Source organism: Stenotrophomonas sp. YJH_SMC_80, from assembly GCF_059372495.1.
In genome coordinates this window covers 322,269-343,190 of the sequence record NZ_JCAFVP010000002.1, presented here as the reverse complement: position 1 = coordinate 343,190, position 20,922 = coordinate 322,269, and the positions used below count along the sequence as shown (strand labels likewise).

General features: G+C 66.7%; 22 protein-coding genes. 10 read left to right on the top strand and 12 right to left on the bottom strand.

Going from position 1 to position 20,922, the window contains the following annotated elements; all coding sequences use genetic code 11:
• Positions 1–386: 386 nt before the first annotated feature.
• From zupT to AC5P99_RS04595, 3 genes are all read right to left on the bottom strand, one after another.
• The gene (gene zupT, locus AC5P99_RS04605) at positions 387–1,196 is read right to left on the bottom strand and encodes a zinc transporter ZupT (RefSeq protein ID WP_005410317.1); all 810 of its coding nucleotides are present in this window, start codon (positions 1,194–1,196) and stop codon (positions 387–389) included.
• A 98-nt stretch (positions 1,197–1,294) separates the two neighbouring features.
• Complete coding sequence (locus tag AC5P99_RS04600) at positions 1,295–1,711, bottom strand: energy transducer TonB (protein ID WP_005410316.1); 417 nt, start codon at positions 1,709–1,711, stop codon at positions 1,295–1,297.
• Entirely contained in the window at positions 1,708–2,058 is a 351-nt protein-coding gene (locus AC5P99_RS04595) for a 4a-hydroxytetrahydrobiopterin dehydratase (protein WP_005410315.1), read from the bottom strand. Before AC5P99_RS04595 ends, AC5P99_RS04600 begins: the two co-directional genes overlap by 4 nt.
• 90 nt (positions 2,059–2,148) lie before the next feature.
• Between AC5P99_RS04595 and AC5P99_RS04590 the strand changes: the two genes are divergently transcribed.
• Both AC5P99_RS04590 and AC5P99_RS04585 read left to right on the top strand, forming a co-directional pair.
• A complete protein-coding gene (locus AC5P99_RS04590; protein ID WP_005410314.1) occupies positions 2,149–2,748 on the top strand; it encodes an NfuA family Fe-S biogenesis protein in 600 nt (199 codons plus the stop codon).
• 10 nt (positions 2,749–2,758) lie between these two features.
• Positions 2,759–4,525, top strand: a complete 1,767-nt coding sequence (locus tag AC5P99_RS04585; protein ID WP_049451453.1) for a hypothetical protein — start codon at positions 2,759–2,761, stop codon at positions 4,523–4,525.
• A gap of 141 nt (positions 4,526–4,666) precedes the next feature.
• Here AC5P99_RS04585 and AC5P99_RS04580 read toward each other — a convergent pair whose 3' ends face one another.
• Positions 4,667–5,080 (bottom strand): barstar family protein, encoded by a 414-nt coding sequence (locus AC5P99_RS04580; RefSeq protein ID WP_049451454.1) that lies wholly within the window; start codon positions 5,078–5,080, stop codon positions 4,667–4,669.
• Positions 5,080–5,532, bottom strand: a complete 453-nt coding sequence (locus AC5P99_RS04575) for a guanyl-specific ribonuclease (protein ID WP_049451456.1) — start codon at positions 5,530–5,532, stop codon at positions 5,080–5,082. The genes AC5P99_RS04580 and AC5P99_RS04575 overlap by 1 nt, the downstream gene beginning before the upstream one ends.
• A 221-nt stretch (positions 5,533–5,753) precedes the next feature.
• Between AC5P99_RS04575 and AC5P99_RS04570 the strand changes: the two genes are divergently transcribed.
• Positions 5,754–6,365, top strand: coding sequence for a superoxide dismutase (locus tag AC5P99_RS04570; RefSeq protein WP_005410310.1), 612 nt, complete (start codon positions 5,754–5,756; stop codon positions 6,363–6,365).
• Positions 6,366–6,483: 118 nt separating this feature from the next.
• Here AC5P99_RS04570 and AC5P99_RS04565 read toward each other — a convergent pair whose 3' ends face one another.
• The gene (locus AC5P99_RS04565) at positions 6,484–7,332 is read right to left on the bottom strand and encodes an endonuclease/exonuclease/phosphatase family protein (RefSeq protein ID WP_495212918.1); all 849 of its coding nucleotides are present in this window, start codon (positions 7,330–7,332) and stop codon (positions 6,484–6,486) included.
• 163 nt (positions 7,333–7,495) lie between these two features.
• Between AC5P99_RS04565 and AC5P99_RS04560 the strand changes: the two genes are divergently transcribed.
• Both AC5P99_RS04560 and AC5P99_RS04555 read left to right on the top strand, forming a co-directional pair.
• Positions 7,496–9,061 carry a POT-type proton-dependent oligopeptide transporter gene (locus AC5P99_RS04560; RefSeq protein WP_005413967.1) on the top strand — a complete coding sequence of 522 codons (1,566 nt, stop codon included), beginning with the start codon at positions 7,496–7,498 and terminating at the stop codon, positions 9,059–9,061.
• A 7-nt stretch (positions 9,062–9,068) separates the two neighbouring features.
• Positions 9,069–9,695 (top strand): rhomboid family intramembrane serine protease, encoded by a 627-nt coding sequence (locus AC5P99_RS04555; protein WP_005410307.1) that lies wholly within the window; start codon positions 9,069–9,071, stop codon positions 9,693–9,695.
• Between the two features lie 55 nt (positions 9,696–9,750).
• Here AC5P99_RS04555 and AC5P99_RS04550 read toward each other — a convergent pair whose 3' ends face one another.
• Positions 9,751–9,912 (bottom strand): hypothetical protein, encoded by a 162-nt coding sequence (locus tag AC5P99_RS04550; protein WP_005413966.1) that lies wholly within the window; start codon positions 9,910–9,912, stop codon positions 9,751–9,753.
• A 209-nt stretch (positions 9,913–10,121) separates the two neighbouring features.
• On the opposite strand from AC5P99_RS04550, the gene AC5P99_RS04545 reads away from it, so the two are divergent.
• The 4 genes from AC5P99_RS04545 (at position 10,122) to AC5P99_RS04530 (ending at position 13,382) form a co-directional block, all read left to right on the top strand.
• Positions 10,122–10,424, top strand: coding sequence for a GNAT family N-acetyltransferase (locus AC5P99_RS04545; protein WP_005410305.1), 303 nt, complete (start codon positions 10,122–10,124; stop codon positions 10,422–10,424).
• A 37-nt stretch (positions 10,425–10,461) separates the two neighbouring features.
• Entirely contained in the window at positions 10,462–11,343 is an 882-nt protein-coding gene (locus tag AC5P99_RS04540) for a DUF3298 and DUF4163 domain-containing protein (protein WP_049451503.1), read from the top strand.
• Positions 11,344–11,362: 19 nt separating this feature from the next.
• Positions 11,363–12,478, top strand: a complete 1,116-nt coding sequence (cfa, locus tag AC5P99_RS04535; RefSeq protein ID WP_049451468.1) for a cyclopropane fatty acyl phospholipid synthase — start codon at positions 11,363–11,365, stop codon at positions 12,476–12,478.
• Positions 12,479–12,620: 142 nt separating this feature from the next.
• Positions 12,621–13,382: a hypothetical protein gene (locus AC5P99_RS04530; protein WP_049451469.1), complete on the top strand. Its 762-nt coding sequence runs from the start codon at positions 12,621–12,623 to the stop codon at positions 13,380–13,382.
• A gap of 202 nt (positions 13,383–13,584) precedes the next feature.
• On the opposite strand, the gene AC5P99_RS04525 is transcribed toward AC5P99_RS04530, so the two are convergent.
• Positions 13,585–15,753 carry a M3 family metallopeptidase gene (locus tag AC5P99_RS04525; protein ID WP_495212917.1) on the bottom strand — a complete coding sequence of 723 codons (2,169 nt, stop codon included), beginning with the start codon at positions 15,751–15,753 and terminating at the stop codon, positions 13,585–13,587.
• A gap of 130 nt (positions 15,754–15,883) precedes the next feature.
• Between AC5P99_RS04525 and AC5P99_RS04520 the strand changes: the two genes are divergently transcribed.
• A complete protein-coding gene (locus tag AC5P99_RS04520; RefSeq protein ID WP_005413962.1) occupies positions 15,884–16,363 on the top strand; it encodes a glutathione peroxidase in 480 nt (159 codons plus the stop codon).
• A 76-nt stretch (positions 16,364–16,439) separates the two neighbouring features.
• Here AC5P99_RS04520 and AC5P99_RS04515 read toward each other — a convergent pair whose 3' ends face one another.
• The 4 genes from AC5P99_RS04515 to AC5P99_RS04500 all read right to left on the bottom strand — a co-directional run bounded on the left by AC5P99_RS04515 (position 16,440) and on the right by AC5P99_RS04500 (position 20,796).
• Entirely contained in the window at positions 16,440–17,219 is a 780-nt protein-coding gene (locus AC5P99_RS04515; protein WP_005410300.1) for a ferredoxin--NADP reductase, read from the bottom strand.
• 80 nt (positions 17,220–17,299) lie between these two features.
• Positions 17,300–19,171 (bottom strand): ABC transporter ATP-binding protein, encoded by a 1,872-nt coding sequence (locus AC5P99_RS04510; protein WP_049451476.1) that lies wholly within the window; start codon positions 19,169–19,171, stop codon positions 17,300–17,302.
• Positions 19,172–19,410: 239 nt separating this feature from the next.
• Complete coding sequence (locus tag AC5P99_RS04505; RefSeq protein ID WP_005413960.1) at positions 19,411–19,863, bottom strand: carboxymuconolactone decarboxylase family protein; 453 nt, start codon at positions 19,861–19,863, stop codon at positions 19,411–19,413.
• A gap of 36 nt (positions 19,864–19,899) precedes the next feature.
• Complete coding sequence (locus tag AC5P99_RS04500) at positions 19,900–20,796, bottom strand: RNA polymerase sigma-70 factor (protein WP_495212916.1); 897 nt, start codon at positions 20,794–20,796, stop codon at positions 19,900–19,902.
• Positions 20,797–20,922 lie beyond the last annotated feature (126 nt).

Sequence of the window (20,922 nt, the reverse complement as noted above, 5' to 3'; positions counted from 1 at the left end):
TGGTCGGCGCCATTCGCAGCGCTCAGACACCCGCGCCTCTTCGCCCTCGCCGGACCTGCGGTGCTCGGCTCGCTACAAGGCGGACCCGGACATCCGCAGCGTAGGCCCATACCCGCACGCAGCCTTTGTAGACTCGAGTCGTACTCGACTCACGCGCGCAGCGCGCGCTTCGCTCTTCAATCTTTTCATCGCGCGGCTGGCGTGCACGGAAGAATGACGGGGCACGGGCGGGGCCGGCTTGCAGGGGTGTCTGCGGCATGGATGCCGCGGACAAGCCCCCATGGACGGGTTCACGGCGTCCCCTGCAAGCCGGCCCCGCCCGTGACCTTTCGATACTGCGGAACGTGCCAGCCGCGAGGGGGCTCAGCCCGTTGGCCGGGAACCCCTCACCACTTGAACAGCACCAGACTGATCGCCAGGGTGCCCATGCCGGCCACCAGGCCATATACCGTCTCGTGGCCCTTGGCATAGCGCTTGGCTGCCGGCAGCAGCTCGTCCAGCGCCAGGAACACCATCACGCCGGCGATCAGTCCGAACACCCAGCCAAACGTGGCGTGCGACAGCGATCCTGACAACAACCAGTAGCCCAGCACCGCGCCCACCGGCTCAGCCAGGCCGGACAGCAGGCTGGCACTGAACGCATAGAACTTGTTCTGGGTGGCGAAGTACACCGGCACCGCGATCGCGATGCCCTCGGGAATGTTGTGGATGGCGATGGCGAAGGCCAGCGGCATGCCCACCGACGGGCTTTCCAGCGTAGCGAAGAAGGTCGCCAGGCCTTCCGGGAAATTGTGCGCGGTGATCGCCACCGAGGTCAGCAGCGCGACCCGCTTCAGGTACTCGCGGCTGTTCTCGCGGAACGCAGGGTCCTGTTTGTCCAGGCTGTCATGCGGATTGGGAATGAAGTGATCGATCAGCACGATCACGATCACGCCGGCCAGGAAGGCCAGCGTGCCGTAGGTGAAGCCGGTGCGCTCGCCATAGGCCAGGGCGAACGAGGCGATGGATTTGTTGAGGATTTCCGATAGCGACACGTAGACCATCGCGCCGCCGGCGAAGGCCAGGCCGAACGCCAGCAGGCGCGGATTGGGGCGGCGCGAGAACAGCACCAGCAGGCTGCCGATGGCAGTGGCCAGGCCGGCCGCGAGGGTGACCGCCAGTGCGATCCAGACATTTTCGGGGGGAATCTGCAGCATGTACCGACGCGGTCCTGGTCAACAGACAGCCGCCCCGGATGAGCCCGGGGCGGGGAGGGCGAGGCGGGCGTCGGCTGGCCTCGTCGGGGCGCGCGCGATCAGCCGCCGCGGCGCAGGCGTTCTTCGATGGCGAAGCACTGATCGGGCTTCGGCTGCGGCGGGTTGAAGCTGACCGGCACCTGGATGGTGGCCGGCACGGCAGCGCCATTGCGGGTGGCGGCCTTGAACTGCCAGCCCTGAACGGCCGTTTTGGCCAGTTCGTCCAGCTGCGGGTTGCCGGCGCCGGTCAGCAGGGCGACCTCGCTTGGCTTGCCGTCGGTGCCGATGGTCACCTTGAAGGTGCTGGTGCCGCCTACGCCCATGCAGGCCAGTTCAAGCGGGTACTGCGGTGGCGGCGTCTTCACCGCGGCCACTTCGGTCGGCGGCGGCGGCGGTGGTGCCGGCGGTTCCGACGGGCCACAGCCGGCCAGGCCGGTCGCAGCAATCAGGGACAGGCTCAGCAAGCGTACGTTCATGGCAGTTGCTCCGTCAGGGCCGAAGTCTTCGCAGCGCAGATGAAGTCGTTCTCGCTCAGGCCGCCCACGTCGTGGGTGGAAAAGCGCACCACGGCGCGGTCGTAGTGCACGCCCAGGTCCGGATGGTGGTCCTCGCGGTGGGCAATCCAGGCCAGCGCGTTCACGAAGGCCATGGTGGCGTAGTAATCCTTGAAGCGGAAGGTGCGCGTCAGGGCCTGTCCGCCCTCGCTCAGCTCCCAGCCGGGAATCTGCGGCAGCAGTTCGGCCAGGCGGGCTTCGCCGAGCTTGTGGTCGCTGCCTTTGCGCGGCACGCAACGGGCCTGGGCCAGTGGAATCAGGTCGGCCATGGGAATCTCCACCTCGTGTTGACTGAACAATGCGCCGGACGGTGTATAAATCGAATGAGCGGCTGACGCTTACTTGGCTAGAATAGCCTGATGATCCAGATCTCCGACACTGCCCAGACCCATTTCCGCAAGCTGATCGAACGCGAGGGCGTGCCCGGCATGGGTGTGCGCTTGAGCGCGGTCGATCCCGGCACCCCGCGCGCCGACGCCCGGCTGGAGTTCGCCGAACCGACCGACCTGCTCGGCGACGAGTGGGCGGTGGACTGCGATGGTTTCACGCTTTACGTTGATGCCGGCAGCGTCGGTTGGCTCGATGGCGCCGAGATCGACATCGTCGCCGGCAGTGCCGGTACCCAGCAGCTGACCATCAAGGCGCCGCGCATCAAGGGCGAAGCGCCCGGCGATGCCGCTTCGCTGGTCGAGCGCGTGCACTGGGTGGTGGAAAACGAAATCAATCCGCAGCTGGCCTCGCATGGCGGCAAGGTGGCCGTGCAGGAAGTTTCGGCCGAAGGCGTGGTGCTGCTGCGCTTCGGTGGCGGTTGCCAGGGCTGCGGCATGGCCGACGTGACCCTCAAGCAGGGCATTGAAAAGACCCTGATGGGCCGCGTGCCGGGCGTGACCGCCGTGCGCGACGCGACCGACCACGACAGTGGCCACGCGCCGTATATCCCTCGCGGCAACGCCGCCTGATCGCTGACGCGTGCCTCTGACCCGGGCCGAGCAGTTCATCGACCTGCTGCTGGCCCGCCAGCAGCCCAGGGCCGTCCTCGAGAAAACCACGCGCCTGCCGTATGGCTGGGCGCTGTGGCTGCGCTCGCTCGGTCCGTTGCCGCGGCCGCTGCACGCCAGCGAGTTGATCGCGGTGCTGCTGCCGCGTCCGCTGCCAGGGCCACCCGGGCAGTTGCCCCGGCTGTCACCCTGGCAAGCGTTGCGCCGTCTGTTCTGGCAGGACTGGGATGCTGCGCCGCGCGACCAGCGCTGGATGCGTTGGGTCTCGGCCTTGGCCAGTGCGCTGCTGCATCTGCTGTTCTTCATGCTGCTGCTATGGGTGGCAGTGATCCGCACCTCGGCACCGGAAGAACAAGGCGCCGAGGGCGAGCGCGTGCAGGTGGAGTTCGTCGGTCGCGCTACCCAGGAGGGCGGTGGCGATCAGCCAGGTGCGGAAGCGGCGGCCGCTGCACCGCCGGGCCAGGTTGCAGCTGGCCAGAACGCAGGGGCCGCAACGGCGCCTGAGCCGCGTCCGGCGTCCGCGTCGGCAGCTGCGTCCGCACCCGCTCCGGCTGCAGTGGCCAGCGTGCCACCGCCGCCCGCCGAATCCGAGCCGGCGCCGGTCGCGGCACCGCCGCCGTCTCCGGTGCAGGCCACCGAAGTAGCCGAGGCCAGTGCGGATTTCGTGGTGCCACCTGTCAGCGTGCCGCGCACGGAGATCAGCATCGTGCCGCGCGACACGGTACCGACGGTGCGCGAGCGCAGCGTGCAGCCGGTGCAGGCGCCGCCGGCCCCGGCCGCACTGCGTGCGCCGGAGATCGCGGTGCGGACGCCGCAGCTGCGTGACATCCCGGTGCAGGAGCGTGAAATCAGTACGGTCGATGCACCGGCGATATCGCAGCCGCTGCGCACGGCCGATGTACAGGTCCGTGTGCCGCAGCGCGATGTGCAGGTGCGCGAGCGCGAAGTGCAGGCCGTGGTCGATCCGCAGGTACGGATGGCTGCTGTGGCCGGGCGCGAGCCGACCGTGCGTGCGCCGGCAGGCCGTGACCTGCAGGTGCGCGAGCGCGAAGTTGCGTCGGCACCCGCGGCGGCGCCTTCAACGTCCAGTGGCAGCGGGCCAGCGGCAACGCCCGCGCCTGCGGCCAGTAGCACTGCAACCCAGGCCAACAGCAGCACGCCACGGCCATCCGCCTCCAGCACGACACCGGCCCAGGCCGGCGCGCGTCCGGCTCCCAACCCGGGCAACTGGGCTACGCCTGCCAAGGGCGACGACTGGGGCGCGTCGAGCCGCAACCACGACGGCGCCAGCAGGGGCGCAAGCCAGGCCAGTGCCGCCGGCAAGGGCAATGGCCTGTTCAATGCCGACGGCAGCGTGCGCGTGCCGGGGCAGGAAGGTGGCGGTCACGCCGAACGTGGTGCCCCCGGTGGCGCCAACGATGGCTGGAGCAAGGAGCGCATCGCGCAGTCTGGCACCTGGTTGAAGCGACCGCCGTACGACTACACGCCGACCTCGTTCGACAAGTACTGGGTGCCGCAGGAATCACTGCTGGCCGAATGGGTGCGCAAGGGCATCAAGTCGATGGAGATTCCGTTGCCGGGCACCGGTACGAAGATCTCCTGCGTGATCTCGATCCTGCAGGCGGGTGGCGGCTGCGGCCTCACCAATCCGAACATGCAGGACCAGCCGGCGGTGGCACGGCCGCCGCCGGACATTCCGTTCAAGAAAGAGCTGCAGGAAGATGACGGGAGCCGGTAGGCAGGGGAGCCGCGCCCCACACGTTGGCCGGCTCGCGCTTTGGTAGGTGCCAACCTTGGTTGGCACAGAAGCGCCGACCAAGGTCGGCATCTACCGGAGCACGCGCGTCGACCAGGGGCGGCGCCTGCCAGGGCGTTGCCCTTACGCGCTCTGTGACAGGAACACCCAGAACGGCACGTCGCGACCGACCCAATCGCGGCTGGCTTCATCCAGCACGTCCAGAAGGGTGTCGAAGTCCTTCTGCGTGGCGGCACGCAGCGCATCCACATCGGCCAGGAACAACGCGTAGCCGTTCGCCGGCAGCCACTGCAGATCACGCAGGTTGTCCGACAGTGCATCCCAGTTGCCGCCGAAGCCAGCCGGGAAATCCAGCTGCGCCGCCAGCCGGGCGAGCAGGGTGCGCTTGTCGGCGACGCCTTCCAGGTCGATGCGGATCACCTTCAGGCCGGCATCGCGCATCGCTGCGGCCAGTGCGCCGATGTCGTCGCTGTCGATGGCGTAGACGCCGGCATTGTTGATGTCATGCAGGCCGAGGCCGAAATCGTCGTGGCTCATCACTGCGCTCCCTGGGCCGGTACGGTGAAGCTGCGGAACGATTCGTAGTGGTCGTCGGTGTAGTACCACGCCTCCGGCGGATCGCCGCCGGTGACGATGCGACGCGTGCCACGGGTGCGCGCGCCGGGGGTGTCCACGGTGTATTCGCGGTAGTAACCGCGCGGACGCTGCGGCAGCTGCTGTTCGCGGTTGCCGAAGGCGCTGCCATCCTGGCGGTGCGGGAACGGCCCGCCGCGTTGGATCAGCGCGATGGTCTGCCGGGCTTCGGCGGGCAGGAACGCGGGCAGGCCATTGTCCTTGCCGGGCGTGGCCGTGGCCGGTGCGCGCGCGGCAGGCGCACCCTGCAGGTCCGGCGCGAACTGCGGCGCCGGCGGGCGCTGCATGAAATGGTTGACGACCAGGCCGAGCAGCAGCAGGGCGATGGCGGTGATCAGCAGCCGGGGGTTGCGCATGGGCAAGGAAGCGGGCGAGGGTGGTGCTCGCACTGTAGCGCCTGCGCGCTGCACGGTGCATGAGGACGGCGCTGCGTCACCGCTGCGTAACAATTGCCGTCGTGCTCACCGGCAGGACGCAATTTCCTTTACATACCCCTTGGTAATCTGGCGGTCTGTCCCCATCATTCACCGCGCAACGCCCGACACCGTCGGGTGCCCTCGCAATCAGGAGATGCATCATGGCCTATACCCTGCCCAAGCTGTCCTACGCCTACGACGCGCTGGAACCGCATATCGATGCGGCGACGATGGAAATCCATCACACCAAGCATCACCAGACCTACATCAACAACGTCAACGCGGCGCTGGAAGGCACCGAGTACGCTGACCTGCCGGTCGAAGAACTGGTGAAGAAGCTCAAGTCGCTGCCGGAGAACCTGCAGGGTCCGGTGCGCAACAACGGTGGCGGCCATGCCAACCACTCGCTGTTCTGGACCGTGATGGCACCGAACGCGGGCGGTAACCCGGTGGGCGACGTGGCCAAGGCCATCGACAAGGACCTGGGCGGCTTCGACAAGTTCAAGGACGCCTTTACCAAGGCAGCGCTGACCCGTTTCGGCAGCGGCTGGGCCTGGCTGAGCGTGACTCCGGACAAGAAGGTGGTGGTCGAGAGCACCGGCAACCAGGACAGCCCGCTGATGGAAGGCAACACCCCCATCCTCGGCCTGGACGTGTGGGAACACGCGTACTACCTGAAGTACCAGAACCGCCGCCCGGAATACATCGGCGCGTTCTTCAACGTCATCGACTGGAACGAAGTCGAGCGCCGTTACCAGGAAGCGATTGCCTGATCGTGGTAACGGGATGAACAGAAAAGGCCGGGGGAAACCCCGGCCTTTTTGTTTTCCGCATTGGTAGTGCCGGCCGCTGGCCGGCAGCCCTGGAATGCCGGCCAGCGGCCGGCACTACCTATTCGGCCGTGGCCGCATCGCCCTGCAGGCGCAGGGTGGCCATTACGCCCAGACGCAGGCCCGGCAGGTCGCCGTCGGCCGGCAGCAGGATCGGCTGCTGGCGGATGCCGCCGAAGTGCTTGACCTGGAACAGCACGTCCAGGCCATGACCACTGGCGCCACCGCCGCTGGCCGCCGGCGGCTCGGGGCGGCCGCCCGGATTGCGCCGGGCCGGCTGGAACCCCGGGGTACTGCGCACGAGCTCGACGGTGGTTGCCGAGAAATCACCGGCGATCAGGCTGGGCATGCCCTCGGCGGTGGCGCCGATCCAGGTCATCAGGTCGCTGGTCTGGTGCTGGCGGGCAGTGGCCTCGTCCGGGTCCGGGCGCAGCCGTGCCACATAGATGTTGACCAGCGCCTGGCCCAGCTTCAGCCGCATCATGCCGGCGGCGCTGAAGGTGCCGGGTGGGTGCAGCAGGGTCACGCCATCCTCGCTGACCGGCAGCCGGGTCAGCATCGCGTTGCCGTGTCGCAACGGCTGGCTGGGCGGATCGGCGGTAACGAAGTCGCAGCTGTAGCGCAGCCGGCTGGCCAGCCAGCAGGCTGGATTGCGGCCCTGCTGCTGCAGCACCTGCTGTACGGAGATCACGTCCGGCTGCAGCTCGGTGAGCAGGTGCGCCACCTGTTCGCGGCGCTGCTTCCACTGCGCATCATCGCGGCTGGGCAGTTCCAGCGCGGCCACGGTCAGCTGCCGGGGCTCGGGCTCACCGCTGGCGGCGGCCGGTGCCTGCGGCCGCGCCTGTGCCTGCAACGCCAGCAGCAGCACGAGACAGCTGAGCAGGAGACGGGCGTGGGCGAGGGGGCGCATAACGATAAGTTTACGCTTTTGTCGTGCAGGTGCCGTGACTTCCGGCATGTAGTGACGTTGCCTGCCACGGATTGGCACCGTTGTCATGCAGCCCTGCAGCGTGCTTCGCAAGCCCCGCTTCCGGTAACCTTGCGCCTTTCGCTTTGCAGGATTGCCTTACAGGATGAGCCACGACGCAGTTGCCCCCATCGCCGGCCAGGGAAAGATGCCGCGCCAGATCCCGTACATCATCGGCAATGAGGCCTGCGAGAGGTTCAGTTTCTACGGGATGCGCAACATCCTGGTGCAGTTCCTGATCACCTCGCTGCTGCTGCAGGAAATCACTGCGGAAGGCCGTGCCGGTGAAGCCAAGGACATCATGCACAGCTTCATGATCGGCGTGTATTTCTTCCCGCTGCTCGGAGGCTGGCTGGCCGACAGGTTCTTCGGCAAGTACCACACCATTCTCTGGTTCAGCCTGGTCTACTGTGCCGGCCATCTGTGCCTGGCGCTGTTCGAGAACAGCCGCGAGGGCTTCTTCCTCGGCCTGGGCCTGATTGCGCTGGGTGCCGGTGGCATCAAGCCGCTGGTGGCCTCGTTCATGGGCGACCAGTTCGACCAGAGCAACAAGCACCTGGCCAAGATCGTTTTCGACGCCTTCTACTGGATCATCAACTTCGGCTCGCTGTTCGCCTCGCTGCTGATCCCGCTGGTGCTGAAGAACTGGGGCCCGCAGTGGGCGTTCGGCATCCCGGGCATCCTGATGTTCATCGCCACTTTCGTGTTCTGGCTGGGTCGCAAGCGCTACGTGCTGGTACCGCTGCCGCCGAAGGACCCGCATTCGTTCGCCAACGTGGTGCGTACCGCACTGACCACGCGCGTGGCCGGCCAGGGCCGTCCGGGCCTGGTGATCGCCGTGCTCGGCCTGGTGCTGGCAGCGGCCTCGTTCGGCTTGGTCGGCTCGCTGGGCATCGTCATCTGCCTGTGCCTGGCGCTGGTGTCGATCCTGGCGGGCATCGGCGGTGGCACCTGGCTGCAGCTTGATCGCGCCCGTGGCCAGCATCCGGCCGAAGCGGTTGAAGGCGTGCGCTCGGTGCTGCGCGTGCTGGTGATCTTCGCCCTGACCACGCCGTTCTTCTCGCTGTTCGACCAGAAGGCCTCGACCTGGGTCCTGCAGGGCCAGCAGATGCAGATGCCGAGCTGGTTCACCGCCTCGCAGATGCAGGCGCTGAACCCGCTGCTGGTGATGATCCTGATTCCGTTCAACAACCTGGTGCTGTACCCGGCCCTGCGCCGCTTCGGCTTCGAGCCGACCGCGCTGCGCCGCATGACCGCCGGCATCGCCTTCAGCGGCCTGGCCTGGATCGTGGTCGGCGGCATCCAGGTGGTGATGGACGGTGGCAATGCCATGTCGATCTTCTGGCAGATGCTGCCGTATGCGCTGCTGACCTTCGGTGAGGTGCTGGTCTCGGCCACCGGCCTGGAGTTCGCCTACAGCCAGGCGCCGCAGGCGATGAAGGGCGTGGTGATGAGCTTCTGGAACCTGACCACCACCATCGGCAACCTGTGGGTGCTGCTGTCCAACGCTGCTGTGCGCAACGATGCGGTGACCCACAAGATCGCCAGTACGGGCCTGAGCGAGGCGGCATTCCTGATGTTCTTCTTCGCCGGTTTCGCCTTCGTCGCGGCGTTGGCCTTCGGTTGGTACGCGAAACGCTATCGTATGGTCGACAACTACCGTAGCGCCTGAGCCTGACATGACCCCCGTCAATCTGCTGTTGATCGCCATCACCGCCCTCCTGTCGTGGATGGCGTTCAACAACCGCAAGCTGGCCGACCGCCTGATCCTGTGGCCGCCGGCCATCGACCGTCACCGCCAGTACGACCGGCTGGTGACCTATGGCTTCATCCACGCCGACTGGTCGCACCTGATCTTCAACATGATCACCCTGTTCTTCTTCGGGGGATTCATCGAGAGCGTGATGGTGCAGCTGACCGGCAGCTACCTGACCTACCCGGCGTTCTACATCGGTGCGCTGCTGGTCTCGATCCTGCCCAGCTACCTGAAGAACCAGAAGAACCCGAACTACCTGAGCCTAGGCGCGTCCGGGGCGGTGTCGGCGGTGTTGTTCGCCTTCATCCTGATCAAGCCGTGGTCGATCATCCTGGTGTTCTTCATCCCGGCACCGGCCATTGTCTATGCCGCGTTCTACGTGGGCTACAGCATCTGGATGGACAAGCGCGGTGGTGATCGCATCAACCACAGCGCCCACCTGGCGGGCGCGGCGTTCGGTGTGATCTTCATGCTGGCCATGCAGCCGAGCATCTTCACCCACTTCCTGCGCGAGCTTTCCAACCCGACCTTCCGCCTCGGCGGCGGTTGAGGGGCCGGGGTCGGATCCACTGGATCCGCCCCCGGGGGCAGGGACCCGCTCCTGGTCAGGCGCGGGTCTGCTGGCCGTAGGTGTCCAGCAGGCGGGCGAATACCTCTTCGCCGATGCGCTGGAAATCCTGATCTTCGGTCTGCCCTTCCACCGCCAGCTGCAGCAGGCCCTCCAGCAGGGCGCGGTCGGTGTCGGAATGGGAATCGCTGGGGTGCATCGGAGCCTCCGCGGTGGTGCGCATGATCAACGGTCGCAAGGGCCGTGCCAGCATGGCCGTACCCCTCCACAGGCGATAGCGGCCGCCCTCGCTCCAGCTTGAGGGTCGAAAACTGACGTGAATGGATTGGACTTGCCCCTGTTCAGGCTTCACGCGATCATGGCGCCCGGCTGCGCACCATCCACGCAGTCGCCGCAGGAGACAGTTCCATGGCTTCGGTCACGCCCCCCGGTCTGGCCTACGAGGTCGAACACGACCTGGCCAACCATCGCTTCACCGCCCGTGTGCGCGGACAGCTGGCGGTGCTCGATTACCAGATCAAGCGCAGGCGCATGGTCATCACCCACACCGAGGTACCTGAGCCGATTGCCGGCCGTGGCATCGCAGGTGAGCTGACCCGCGTGGCACTGCGCTTTGCCCGCGAGCAGAAGTACAAGGTGGTGCCGGCATGTTCCTACGCCGAGGCCTTCCTGCAGCGGCACGAGGAGTACCACGACCTGCTCGCTGGCTGAATGCCAGCGGGCCACGCTTCAGCCATGGCAGGCGATGATGTGCAAACATGAACAGGGGATCCCGATGAAGATTGGAAACAACCGGCCATTGCACGGCAGCGTGCTGGCCGGCGTGGTGGGCGTGCTGTTGCTGGCCGGTTGCCAGCGTGAAAGCGAGCCGGCACCGGCGACCGACGCGGCCCCCGCCGCCGAGGCCACTGCCGCAGGTGAAACGCCGGCCACGGAAGCGCCGCTGGACCTGCGCGACGTGATCGAGAACAACGAGCGCGAAGTGGTGGGCATCAGCTACCCGGCCGGCATCGATCGCTACCCGGGCCTGGCGCGCGCGCTGCAGAACTACGCAACCAGCGCACGCAGCGACCTGCAGCAGGCACTGGACGGGCTCGGCAATGACAAGCCCACCATGCCCTACGAACTGTCGCTGAGCTTCGAGAAGCTGCTGGAAACGCCGCAGCTGGTGGTGGTCAGTGCCGATGGCAGCCGCTATACCGGTGGCGCCCACGGCGAGCCGCTGGTGGCGCGTTTCGTATGGCTGCCGGCGCAGCAGCAGATGCTCAGTGCCGACAAGCTGGTGGCCGATGCCAAGGGCTGGAAGGCGATCAGTGATTTCGTCGCCGACCAGCTGCGCGAACGCGTGGCCACCCGCCTCAGTGGCGAGGACATGGACCCGGCCCAGCTGCAGGAATCGCTGCGTAACGCATCGCGCATGATCGCCGACGGTACCGGCCCCCAGGCCGACAATTTCAGCCAGTTCCAGCCGCTGACCAACGACAAGGGGCAGATCACCGCGCTGCGCTTTGTTTTCCCGCCGTACCAGGTGGGTCCATACTCGGACGGCACCCAGACCGCCGACGTACCGGCGGCGGTGCTGTTGCCGCACGTGGCCAAGGACTACGTGGAGCTGTTCGCACGCGGTTGACCGCAGTCGAGGAGGTGGCGTGGATACAGGGTTGCAGGAGCGGGTCGCCGGCCTGCTGCAGGAAGCCGGGGTCCGCATCGGCGGCACCCAGCCACAGGACATCCAGGTGCATGACCCGCGTTTCTTCGCGCGGGTCATGGCGCACGGCTCGCTCGGCCTCGGCGAGAGCTACATGGACGGTTGGTGGGATGCCAACGTCCTCGATGAATTCCTCGTCCACCTGATGCAGGCACACCTGGATGAACGGGTGCACGGTTGGCGCGAAGTGGCCGATGCGCTGAAGGCGCGCCTGTTCAACCTGCAGGTCGGGCAGGGCAGCTACGAAGTGGGCCGCCGCCACTACGATCTTGGCAACGACCTCTACCAGGCCATGCTCGGCCAACGCCTGGTGTACAGCTGCGGCTACTGGCGCCATGCCGGTGATCTCGATGCCGCGCAGGAGGCCAAGCTGGACCTGGTCTGCCGCAAGCTGGGGCTGCGCCCCGGGCAGCGTGTGCTGGACATCGGCTGTGGCTGGGGTGAAGCCCTGAAGTTCGCAGCAGAGCGCTACGGCGTCAGCGGCGTCGGCGTGACCATTTCGCAGGAACAGGCCGGGTTCGCACGCGAACTGTGCGCCGGCCTGCCGATCGAGATCCGCCTGCAGGACTATCGCGAACTGGATGAGCCGTTCGATGCGATCTTCTCGATCGGCATGTTCGAGCATGTCGGCGACAAGAACTACGCCAGTTTCTTCGAGGTGGCCAGGCGCTGCCTGTCTTCGCGCGGGTTGCTGCTGCTGCACACCATCGGCACCAACATCTCGCGGCATCGCACCGATCCGTGGATCGCGCGCTACATCTTCCCCAATTCAATGCTGCCGTCGGCGGTGCAGATCAGCAAGGCGTTCGAAGGGCGCTTCGTGCTGGAGGACTGGCACAACTTCGGCACCGACTACGACCTCACCCTGCAGGCTTGGCGACGCAACGTGGAAGCGGCGTGGCCGCAGCTGGACGCGCGCTACGACGAGCATTTCCGCCGCATGTGGCGGTTCTACCTGGCCGGATCGATGGCCACCTTCCGCTGCCGGCACGCGCAGCTGTGGCAGCTGGTGCTGTCGCCGGAAGGCGTACCGGGTGGGTACGTGGCGCCACGCTGAGGGTGCGCAGGGGTAGATCAGGCCGGATGCGATACTTACTGACGCCAAATCCGTGTGTTGCACGGTCAGCTCCGCGCGTGGGCGTCGTCGACGCTACGCTGTTGGGTCGGCGGGATTACCGCATTCCTGAAGGCGTTGCAGCATGGGTTGGGACATCACCTACCATCCAGTCGCGGATTCGGAGATCCGTGACATCTATTTCCGTGCTCTGGAGGACGTGACGCTGGTCGAGGCGCTGCAACAGCGGTTCCGGATCGAGCCGTTCTGCATGGAGCAGTTGCAGGAACGCATCGACGAGGCTCGCTCGATCAGCGCCGACGTGCCTTTCGAGAAGGGGCACGCTTTGTACCTGGCGATCGTGGCCGGCCACCTTCGGCGGTATCACTATCTCCGCGGGAGCGCCCTTTCGTTTTTCATCGACGATCCGGTGGTCGCCCGGTATTTCGCGGACTGGCGGCAACTGGTGCCGTTGCAGTGGGCGGATGCTGCCGCCGGCAACCATCTACGTGAAAACTATGGTGGTGGCGTGTTCATCACGCATGCCCGGCTGAAGCAATTACGCGCTGATTATGCAGTGGACAGCGCACTTGCTGCGCGCCTGGAGGAGCTGTTCTCCGATGGACGCCTGGTCGTTTTCTGGCGTGTTGTCGATGAAGCGATCGCCAGCGGATGCGGATTGCTGGAGGCCAGCGAGGTGGTCGAGCCGAACCCGATGGATCTCAATGCATCGACCAGCTTGAGCAATCTGCTGAACTGCGCGCCGGATGGCGCGATCCTTTATGCGGAAGCCGCAGCGGCCCAGCTGGCGGAGTTCGTGGCGGCGCACCCGGATATCGCATCGACTGCCGCTGCCGCGCCCGGTGCGCCGAAACGACGGTGGTGGGAGCGACTGTTTCGGCGCTGATCTGGAAGCGCATCCACGCATGGCGCGGATCTACTGGAGTGCGTCATGTGTGGATCGATGATGCCGGGGTTCGTGGCGCGAATGGATCGTGCCGACCAACGGTCGGCACCCACCAGTAGATCCACGCCATGCGTGGATGTCCCAACAAAAAAACCGCCCGGTTTCCCGGGCGGTTTTTCGTTTCAGGCTACTGCGCGGGCGATCAGTTGCCGGCGCCGGTCAGGCCACGCTTTTCCAGCAGCGGTTCGATCTGCGGCTCGTGGCCGGCGAAATCGCGGAACAGCTGCATCGCGTCGACGCTGCCGCCCTTGGACAGCAGGGTGGCGCGGAAGTGGTCGCCGTTCTTGCGGCTCAGGCCGCCGTTGTCCTTGAACCACTTCTGGGTGTTGGCGTCGAGCACTTCCGACCAGATGTAGGCGTAGTAACCGGCCGAATAGCCGCCCATGATGTGGCTGAAGTACGGGGTCTTGTAGCGCGGCGGCACCGGCGCGTAGTAGATGCCGTCCTTCTCCAGCGCGGCGCGCTCGAAGGCCATCACGTCCTTGGCGGCCGGCACCTGGTCGGCGCCGATCTGGTGCCAGCGCTGGTCCAGCATGGCCGCACCCAGGTACTCGGTGGTAGCGAAGCCCTGGTTGAACTTGGCTGCCGCCAGCACCTTGTCCAGCAGTGCCTGCGGCATCGCCGAACCATTCTGGTAGTGCTTGGCGTAGTTCTTCAGGATGACCGGGTTGTCGGCCCACATCTCGTTGACCTGCGAGGGGAACTCGACGAAGTCACGCGGCACCGAGGTGCCCGAGAAGTACGGGTACTTCACGTTGGAGAACATGCCGTGCAGGGCGTGGCCGAACTCGTGGAACGTGGTGTTCACCTCGTCCCAGGTCAGCAGGGTCGGCTGGCCGGCCGGCGGCTTCGGAATGTTCAGGTGATTGGCGACCACCGGCTTGAAGCCGGTCAGCTTGGACTGCGAGACGTAGGAGTTCATCCACGCGCCACCGCGCTTGGAGGCGCGTGCATACGGGTCGAAGATGAAGATCGCCAGCTGGCTGCCGTCGGCGTCGAACACGTCGTAGACGGTGACGTCATCGTGGTAGACCGGCAGGTCGGTGCGCTGCTTGAAGGTCAGGCCGAATTCCTGGCCCGCGGCGTAGAACACGCCGTTCTCCAGCACGTTCTTCATTTCGAAGTACGGCTTCAGCTGCGACTCGTCGAAGTTGTACTTGGCCTGGCGCACCTTCTCGCTGTAGAAGGCCCAGTCCCACGGTTCCAGCTTGAACGTCGGCTTGCCAGCGGCCTTCTGTTCCTGGTCGATCATCGCCTGCAGGTCGGCGGCTTCACGCTTGGCGTTGGCCACCGCGGCCGGGGCCAGCTTGCCCAGCATCGCGTTGACCGCTTCGGGGGTCTTGGCGGTCTGGTTGGTCAGGTTGTAGGCGGCGAAGTTCGGGAAGCCCATCAGCTTGGCCTTGTCGGCGCGCAGCTGCATGATGCGCGAGACCAGCGCGGTGTTGTCGAACTCACCGCCGCGGCTGCCGCGGCTCACCGATGCTTCGTAGATCTTCTGGCGCAGGGCGCGGTTGGCCAGGTTGGTCAGCGGCGGCTGGCCGGTGGTGTTGAGCAGGGTGATCACGTACTTGCCGTCCTGGCCGCGGGCCTTGGCGGCTTCGGCGGCGGCGGCGATCTGCTCCTTGGACAGGCCGTCCAGTTGCTTGACGTCGTCGACGGTGATCGCCGAAGCGTTCACCTCCGACTGCACGTTCTGGCTGAACTTGGTACCCAGGTTGGCCAGCTCGGCGTTCATCTCCTTCAGCTTGGCCTTGTCGGCGTCGGACAGCTTGGCGCCTGCGCGCACGTAGTTGTCGTAGTACTTCTCGACCAGGCGCACGCCTTCGGCGTCCAGGCCCAGCTGGCTGCGGGTGTCATACAGCGCCTGGATGCGGGCGAACAGCTTGCCGTTCAGCGCGATCGCATCGCTGTGCGCGGCGAACTTCGCCGAGTAGTCGGCCTGCAGCTTCTTGCGGGTGTCGTTGGTGTCGGCACCGATCAGGCTGAAGAACACGGTGGTCGCGCGGTCGAGGACATCACCGCTCTTTTCCAGGGCGATGATGGTGTTGTCGAAGGTCGGCTTGGCCTTGTTGTTGGCGATGGCCTCCACTTCCTTCAGCTGCTGCGCCATGCCGGCGTCGAAGGCCGGGGCGAAGTCGCTGTCCTTGATCTTGTCGAACTGCGGGAAGTGCAGCGGCAGCGGGCTTTCGGCGAAGAAGGGATTGGCCTGCTGGGCGGTGCTGCTGGCGGCCGGGGTGGCGGCGCCGGCCGAGAAGGCGGGCAGGGCAAGGCCGAGGGACATGGCCACGGCAAGGGCAAGGCGGGTGGTCAAGGCAGGAACTCCGGTAAGGCAAACAAGGGCCCGAGGGTAACCCGGCCGGCGGCGCCCGCACTTGTGTCAAAAGGCATGTTGCCGCGGCCGGGCGCGGGTACCATGCATTCACCGCCCACGGTTCACCGCCATGACCACTGCCTACGATTTCAGCTTCCGCGACCTCGACGGCCAGCCACAGGCCCTCGCCGGGTACCGGGGTCACCCGCTGTTGCTGGTCAATGTCGCCAGCCGCTGTGGCTTCACCCCGCAGTACACCGGGCTGGAACAGCTGTGGCAGGAGTATCGCGAGCGTGGCCTGGTGGTGATCGGCTTCCCATGCAACCAGTTCGGCGCGCAGGAGCCGGGGGACGCCGCGCAGATCCGCCAGTTCTGTTCGCTGGATTATCCGGTCAGCTTCCCGCTTTCGGAGAAGATCGAGGTCAACGGCGAGGGGGCTGATCCGTTGTGGGCATGGCTGTCACGCGAGAAGCGCGGCCTGCTGGGTAGCGCCCGCATCAAGTGGAATTTCAGCAAGTTCCTGGTCGATCGCCAAGGGCGGGTGGCTGCGCGCTTTGCGCCAACCACCAGGCCGGAACAGCTGCGCAGCGCGATCGAAGCGCTGCTGTGAAGGGGGTAGTGCCGGCCGCTGGCCGGCAATCCCGGAGCGCACGGAGAGCCGGCCGGCGGCCGGCTGCCGTTGCAGATCATTTCTCGACGAACGCGCGCTCGAACACGTAGTGGCCCGGCTGGCCGATGCGCGGCGAGACCTGGAAGCCGCGGGCATCGAGCACGCTGCGCAGATCAGCCAGCATCTGCGGGCTGCCGCAGATCATCGCGCGGTCGTTTTCCGGGCTCAGCTCCGGCAGGCCGAGGGTGCGCTGCATCTGGCCGCTTTCCATCAGCTGGGTCAGGCGGCCCTGGTTGGCGAACGGCTCGCGGGTGACCGCGGGGTAGTACAGCAGCTTGTCGCCGATCATCTCTCCCAGGAACTCGTGCTCACGCAGTTCCTTCTCGAAGTAATCGCGGTAGGCCAGATCCTTCTCGTAGCGCACGCCGTGGCAGAGGATCACCTTCTCGAAGCGCTCGTAGGTCTCCGGGTCCTTGATGACCGACAGCCACGGCGCCATGCCGGTGCCCGTGCCCAGCAGGTACAGGTTCCTGCCCGGGTGCAGGTCGCTGATCAGCAGGGTGCCGGTGGGCTTCTTGCCGACCAGCACCTTGTCGCCCGGCTTGATGTGCTGCAGGCGCGAGGTCAGCGGGCCGTCCTGCACCTTGATGCTGAAGAACTCCAGGTGCTCTTCCCAGTTGGCGCTGGCGATGGAATAGGCGCGCAGCAGCGGCCGTGCCTCGGTTTCCAGGCCGATCATCACGAACTGGCCGTTCTCGAAGCGGAAGCCGCTGTCGCGGGTAGTGGTGAAACTGAAGTAGGCATCGGTCCAGTGACGGACCTCAAGCACCGTTTCGGCGCCGAAAGCGGAGGACATGGGCGTATCTATCGAAAGTCGTCGGGGTTGATTCTATCTCAAATGAGACGGGTTCTCATTGGGCGGAACGAGAGGCGTTCTCAGCGGTAACCCGCCGCCTGCAGCTCGAACAGCTCGGCGTACCGTCCTCCCTGGGCCATCAGCTGCGCATGGGTGCCGCTGGCCTCGATGCGGCCATCGGCCAGCACCAGGATGCGATCGGCCATGCGTACCGAAGAGAAACGGTGGGAAATCAGCACTGCCGTACGATTATCCGCCAGCTCCCTGAACCGCTGGAACACTTCGAACTCACTGCGCGCGTCCAGCGCTGCCGTTGGCTCATCCAGGATCATCACCTGCGCATTGCGCATCCACGCGCGGGCAATGGCGATCTTCTGCCACTGGCCACCGGACAGGTCCACGCCCTGCTTGAAGCGGCGCCCGATCAGCTGGTCGTAGCCGCCGGGCAGGTCGTCGATCACTTCCTCGGCCATGCCTCGCCGCGCGGCATCGGCGATGCGTGCCTGGTCGTCCATCGCCTCGACCTGGCCGACGCCGATGTTCTCGCCGGCGCTGAGGTTGTAGCGCACGAAGTCCTGGAAGATCACCCCGAGGTTGGCGCGCAGGTCGTCCAGGTCGTAGTCGCGCAGGTCGCGGCCGTCGAGCAGGATGCGGCCTTCGTCCGGCTCGTACAGCCGTGCCAGCAGTTTCACCAGCGTGGTCTTGCCCGCGCCGTTCTCGCCGACCAGGGCCAGCACTTCGCCGGCCTGCAGCTGGAAATCGAGGTGGCGCACCGCCCACTGTTCGGCATCGGGATAGCGGAAGCCGACGTTCTCGAACACGAAGCCCTGGCGGATCGGCTGCGGCACGCGTATCGCGCCTTCACGCGAATGGATTTCCGGCTCGATCTGGAAGAACGAGAACAGGTCGTCCAGGTACAGCGCCTGGCTGGCCACCTGCGAGAAGCCGATCAGCAGGCCTTCCAGCAGCTGGCGCAAGCGCAGGAAGCTGCCGGCAAGGAAGGTCAGGTCGCCGATCGAAAAGTCGCCGCGCACCGTGCGCCAGGCAATGTAGGCGTAGGCGGTGTAATACCCCAGCGTGCCCAGCGCAGCCAGCAGCGTGCCCCAGAACGCGCGGCGCCGGGCCAGTGCACGGTTGGCCTGGAACAGCGCCACCGACAGCCGCCGGTAGCGTTCCACCAGGAAGCGGTGCAGGTTGTAGATCTTCACTTCCTTGGCCGTTTCCACGCTGGCACCGAGCTGGCGCAGGTAGTCGAGCTGGCGGCGCTCGGGCGTCCACTGGAAGTTGAGGCTGTAGCCGGCCGCGTTGAAGTGCGATTCACCGATGAAGGCCGGCACCAGTGCCAGCGCCAGCAGCAGGATCAGCCACGGCGCGTAGACCAGCAGGCCGACGGCGAGGCTGGCCACGGTGATCGCGTCCTGGACCTGGCCGAACAGCTGGCTCATCAGGTTCATCCGGCCCATGGTCTGGCGCCGCGCACGGTCCAGCTTGTCCTGCAGGTCCGGGTCCTCGAAGTCCTCCAGATCCAGCGTCGCCGCGTGTTCCATCAGCCGGATGCTGGTGACGTTGGCGAACAGCTCGGAGAGCAGGGCATCGGCGTAGCTGACCAGCCGGCCGAGCAGGTCCGAGGCGATGGCCAGGCCGAATTCCAGCGCCAGCAGGCCCAGCAGCGGATTCAGCACGCCGCTGGACAGCGCTTCGCCCAGCGGCGGGAAGCCCGCGTCGTGCTGGCTCAGGTGCAGGGCGCTGTCGATGATCAGCTTGCCGACGTACAGCATCGCCACCGGCAGCAGCGCGCGGATCAGGCGCAGCCCGAGGCTGGCCAGGGTGAGCGCGGGACTGGTCTTCCAGACCATGCGCAGGAACGGCGGCAGGTTGCGCATCGCCCTGAAGCGCTGGCGCAGGCTGGGTTTCTTCGCGGCGTCAGCGCCAGCGGCGGGGGTGGCAGGCATGCGCGTATTCTGCGCGCCTGATACGTGCAGAGGGGGTCAGTGCAGGCGTGTGGCCGGCACCGGGGTCAGATCCCTTTGCGCGGCAAAGGGCTCTGACCCCAGCGACCCACAGCGGGTCAGAGCCCTTCGCGAAGCGAAGGGATCCGACTCTCCCGCATCCACGCGTAGCGTGGATCTACCGTGTCGACCAAGGTCGACACCTACCAGCAGCACCGATGAACTGTCGAAGGCGGGGTGGGTCAGGCCGGCAGCGGCGGCAGCAACCCCGCACCGAGGCGGTTCCAGGCATTGATCACCGCGATGCCCATGCTCAGGTCACTGATGCCCTTCTCATCGAAGTGCGGCGCCAACGCATCGAACGCCGCCTGCGACGGCGCACCGTCGGTCAGCCGGGTCAGTGCCTCGGCCCAGCCCAGCGCCGCGCGCTCGCGTTCGTCGAAGAAGCGGCTCTCGTGCCATGCCGGCAGTGTGTCCAGCTTGCGCGGCTCGATGCCGCCCTTGCGCAGCGCCGTGCCGTGCATGTCCATGCAGTAGCCGCAGCCGTTGAGCTGCGACACGCGCAGGAACACCAGTTCCATCAGGGTCGGATCGATCGAGCTGTCATGCACCGCCTGGCTGGTGGCCAGCAGGCCCTTGAAGGCCTCGGCGGCCAGGCGGGTGTAGGGGACGCGGGGAGAAGTGTGATTGGACATCGGAGGCTCCACGGCGGCCACGATGGCCGCCTTTCACTACCAGGACGCCGCAGCGTCGCCGCGCGTGACAACCCCCGGCAGCTTTTCCGGATTCAACACGCTGTACACGTTGGCGATGCGGCCATCGACCACCTCGATGGTGGTGACCGAGTGCAAGCGATCACCGACAAAGCGCAGGATCGCCGGCTCGCCGTTGACGTAACCCAGCTGGGCCGGATGCACCGCGCCGCGGCGGGCAATCGCCCAGAACAGGCGACCGATGCGCTCGGCGCCCAGCAGCGGGCGCACCGCTGCGGTGACCACGCCGCCGCCGTCGGACACCAGCAACGCGTTGGTGTGCAGCAGGGCCTGGATCGCCTCGCTGTCGCCGCGCTGCGAGGCATCCATGAAGCGCGCCAGCAGCTGCCGGTGCTGGCTGGCATCGGCGTTGAAGCGCGGCCGTCCGGCCTGCAGGCGCTGCCGGGCACGGTGCACCAGCTGCCGGCAGTTGGCCTCGCTGTGGCCGATCAGCTCGGCGATTTCGCGGTAGTCGTGGTCGAAGGCCTCCTTCAGCAGGAAGGCGGCGCGTTCCTCGGGGCCGAGCTGTTCAAGCAGGGTCAGGAAGGCGACCGAAACGTCGTCGGCCAGCGCAGGCAGCTGGGCCGGGCCGGGCGCCGGGTCGGGCTCCAGGGTGACCGCCAGCGGCTCGGCCAGCCATGGGCCGACGTAGTGCAGGCGCTCGCGCTTGGCCGCGCGCAGCCGGTCCAGGCCGAGCCGGGTGGTGGTGGTGACCAGCCAGGCTTCGGGGTCGCGGACGGCCGCCGGGTCGGCGCCGGACCAGCGCAGCCAGGCATCCTGGACCACGTCTTCGGCGTCGGCGCGGCTGCCAAGCAGGCGGTAGGCCAGGGCCATCAGGCGCGGGCGGTGGGTCTGGAAAGCGGTTTCGGCGTTCATGTGGGCAAGGACGCCGCAGTGGCGCGTGGCGTGACAGAGCGTCGGGGGAATCTTGCCGGCCAGCGGCCGGCACTACCACCCCGGGGCCGGGGGAGGGGGTAAAATGGGCGGATTACCCCCGCCAGC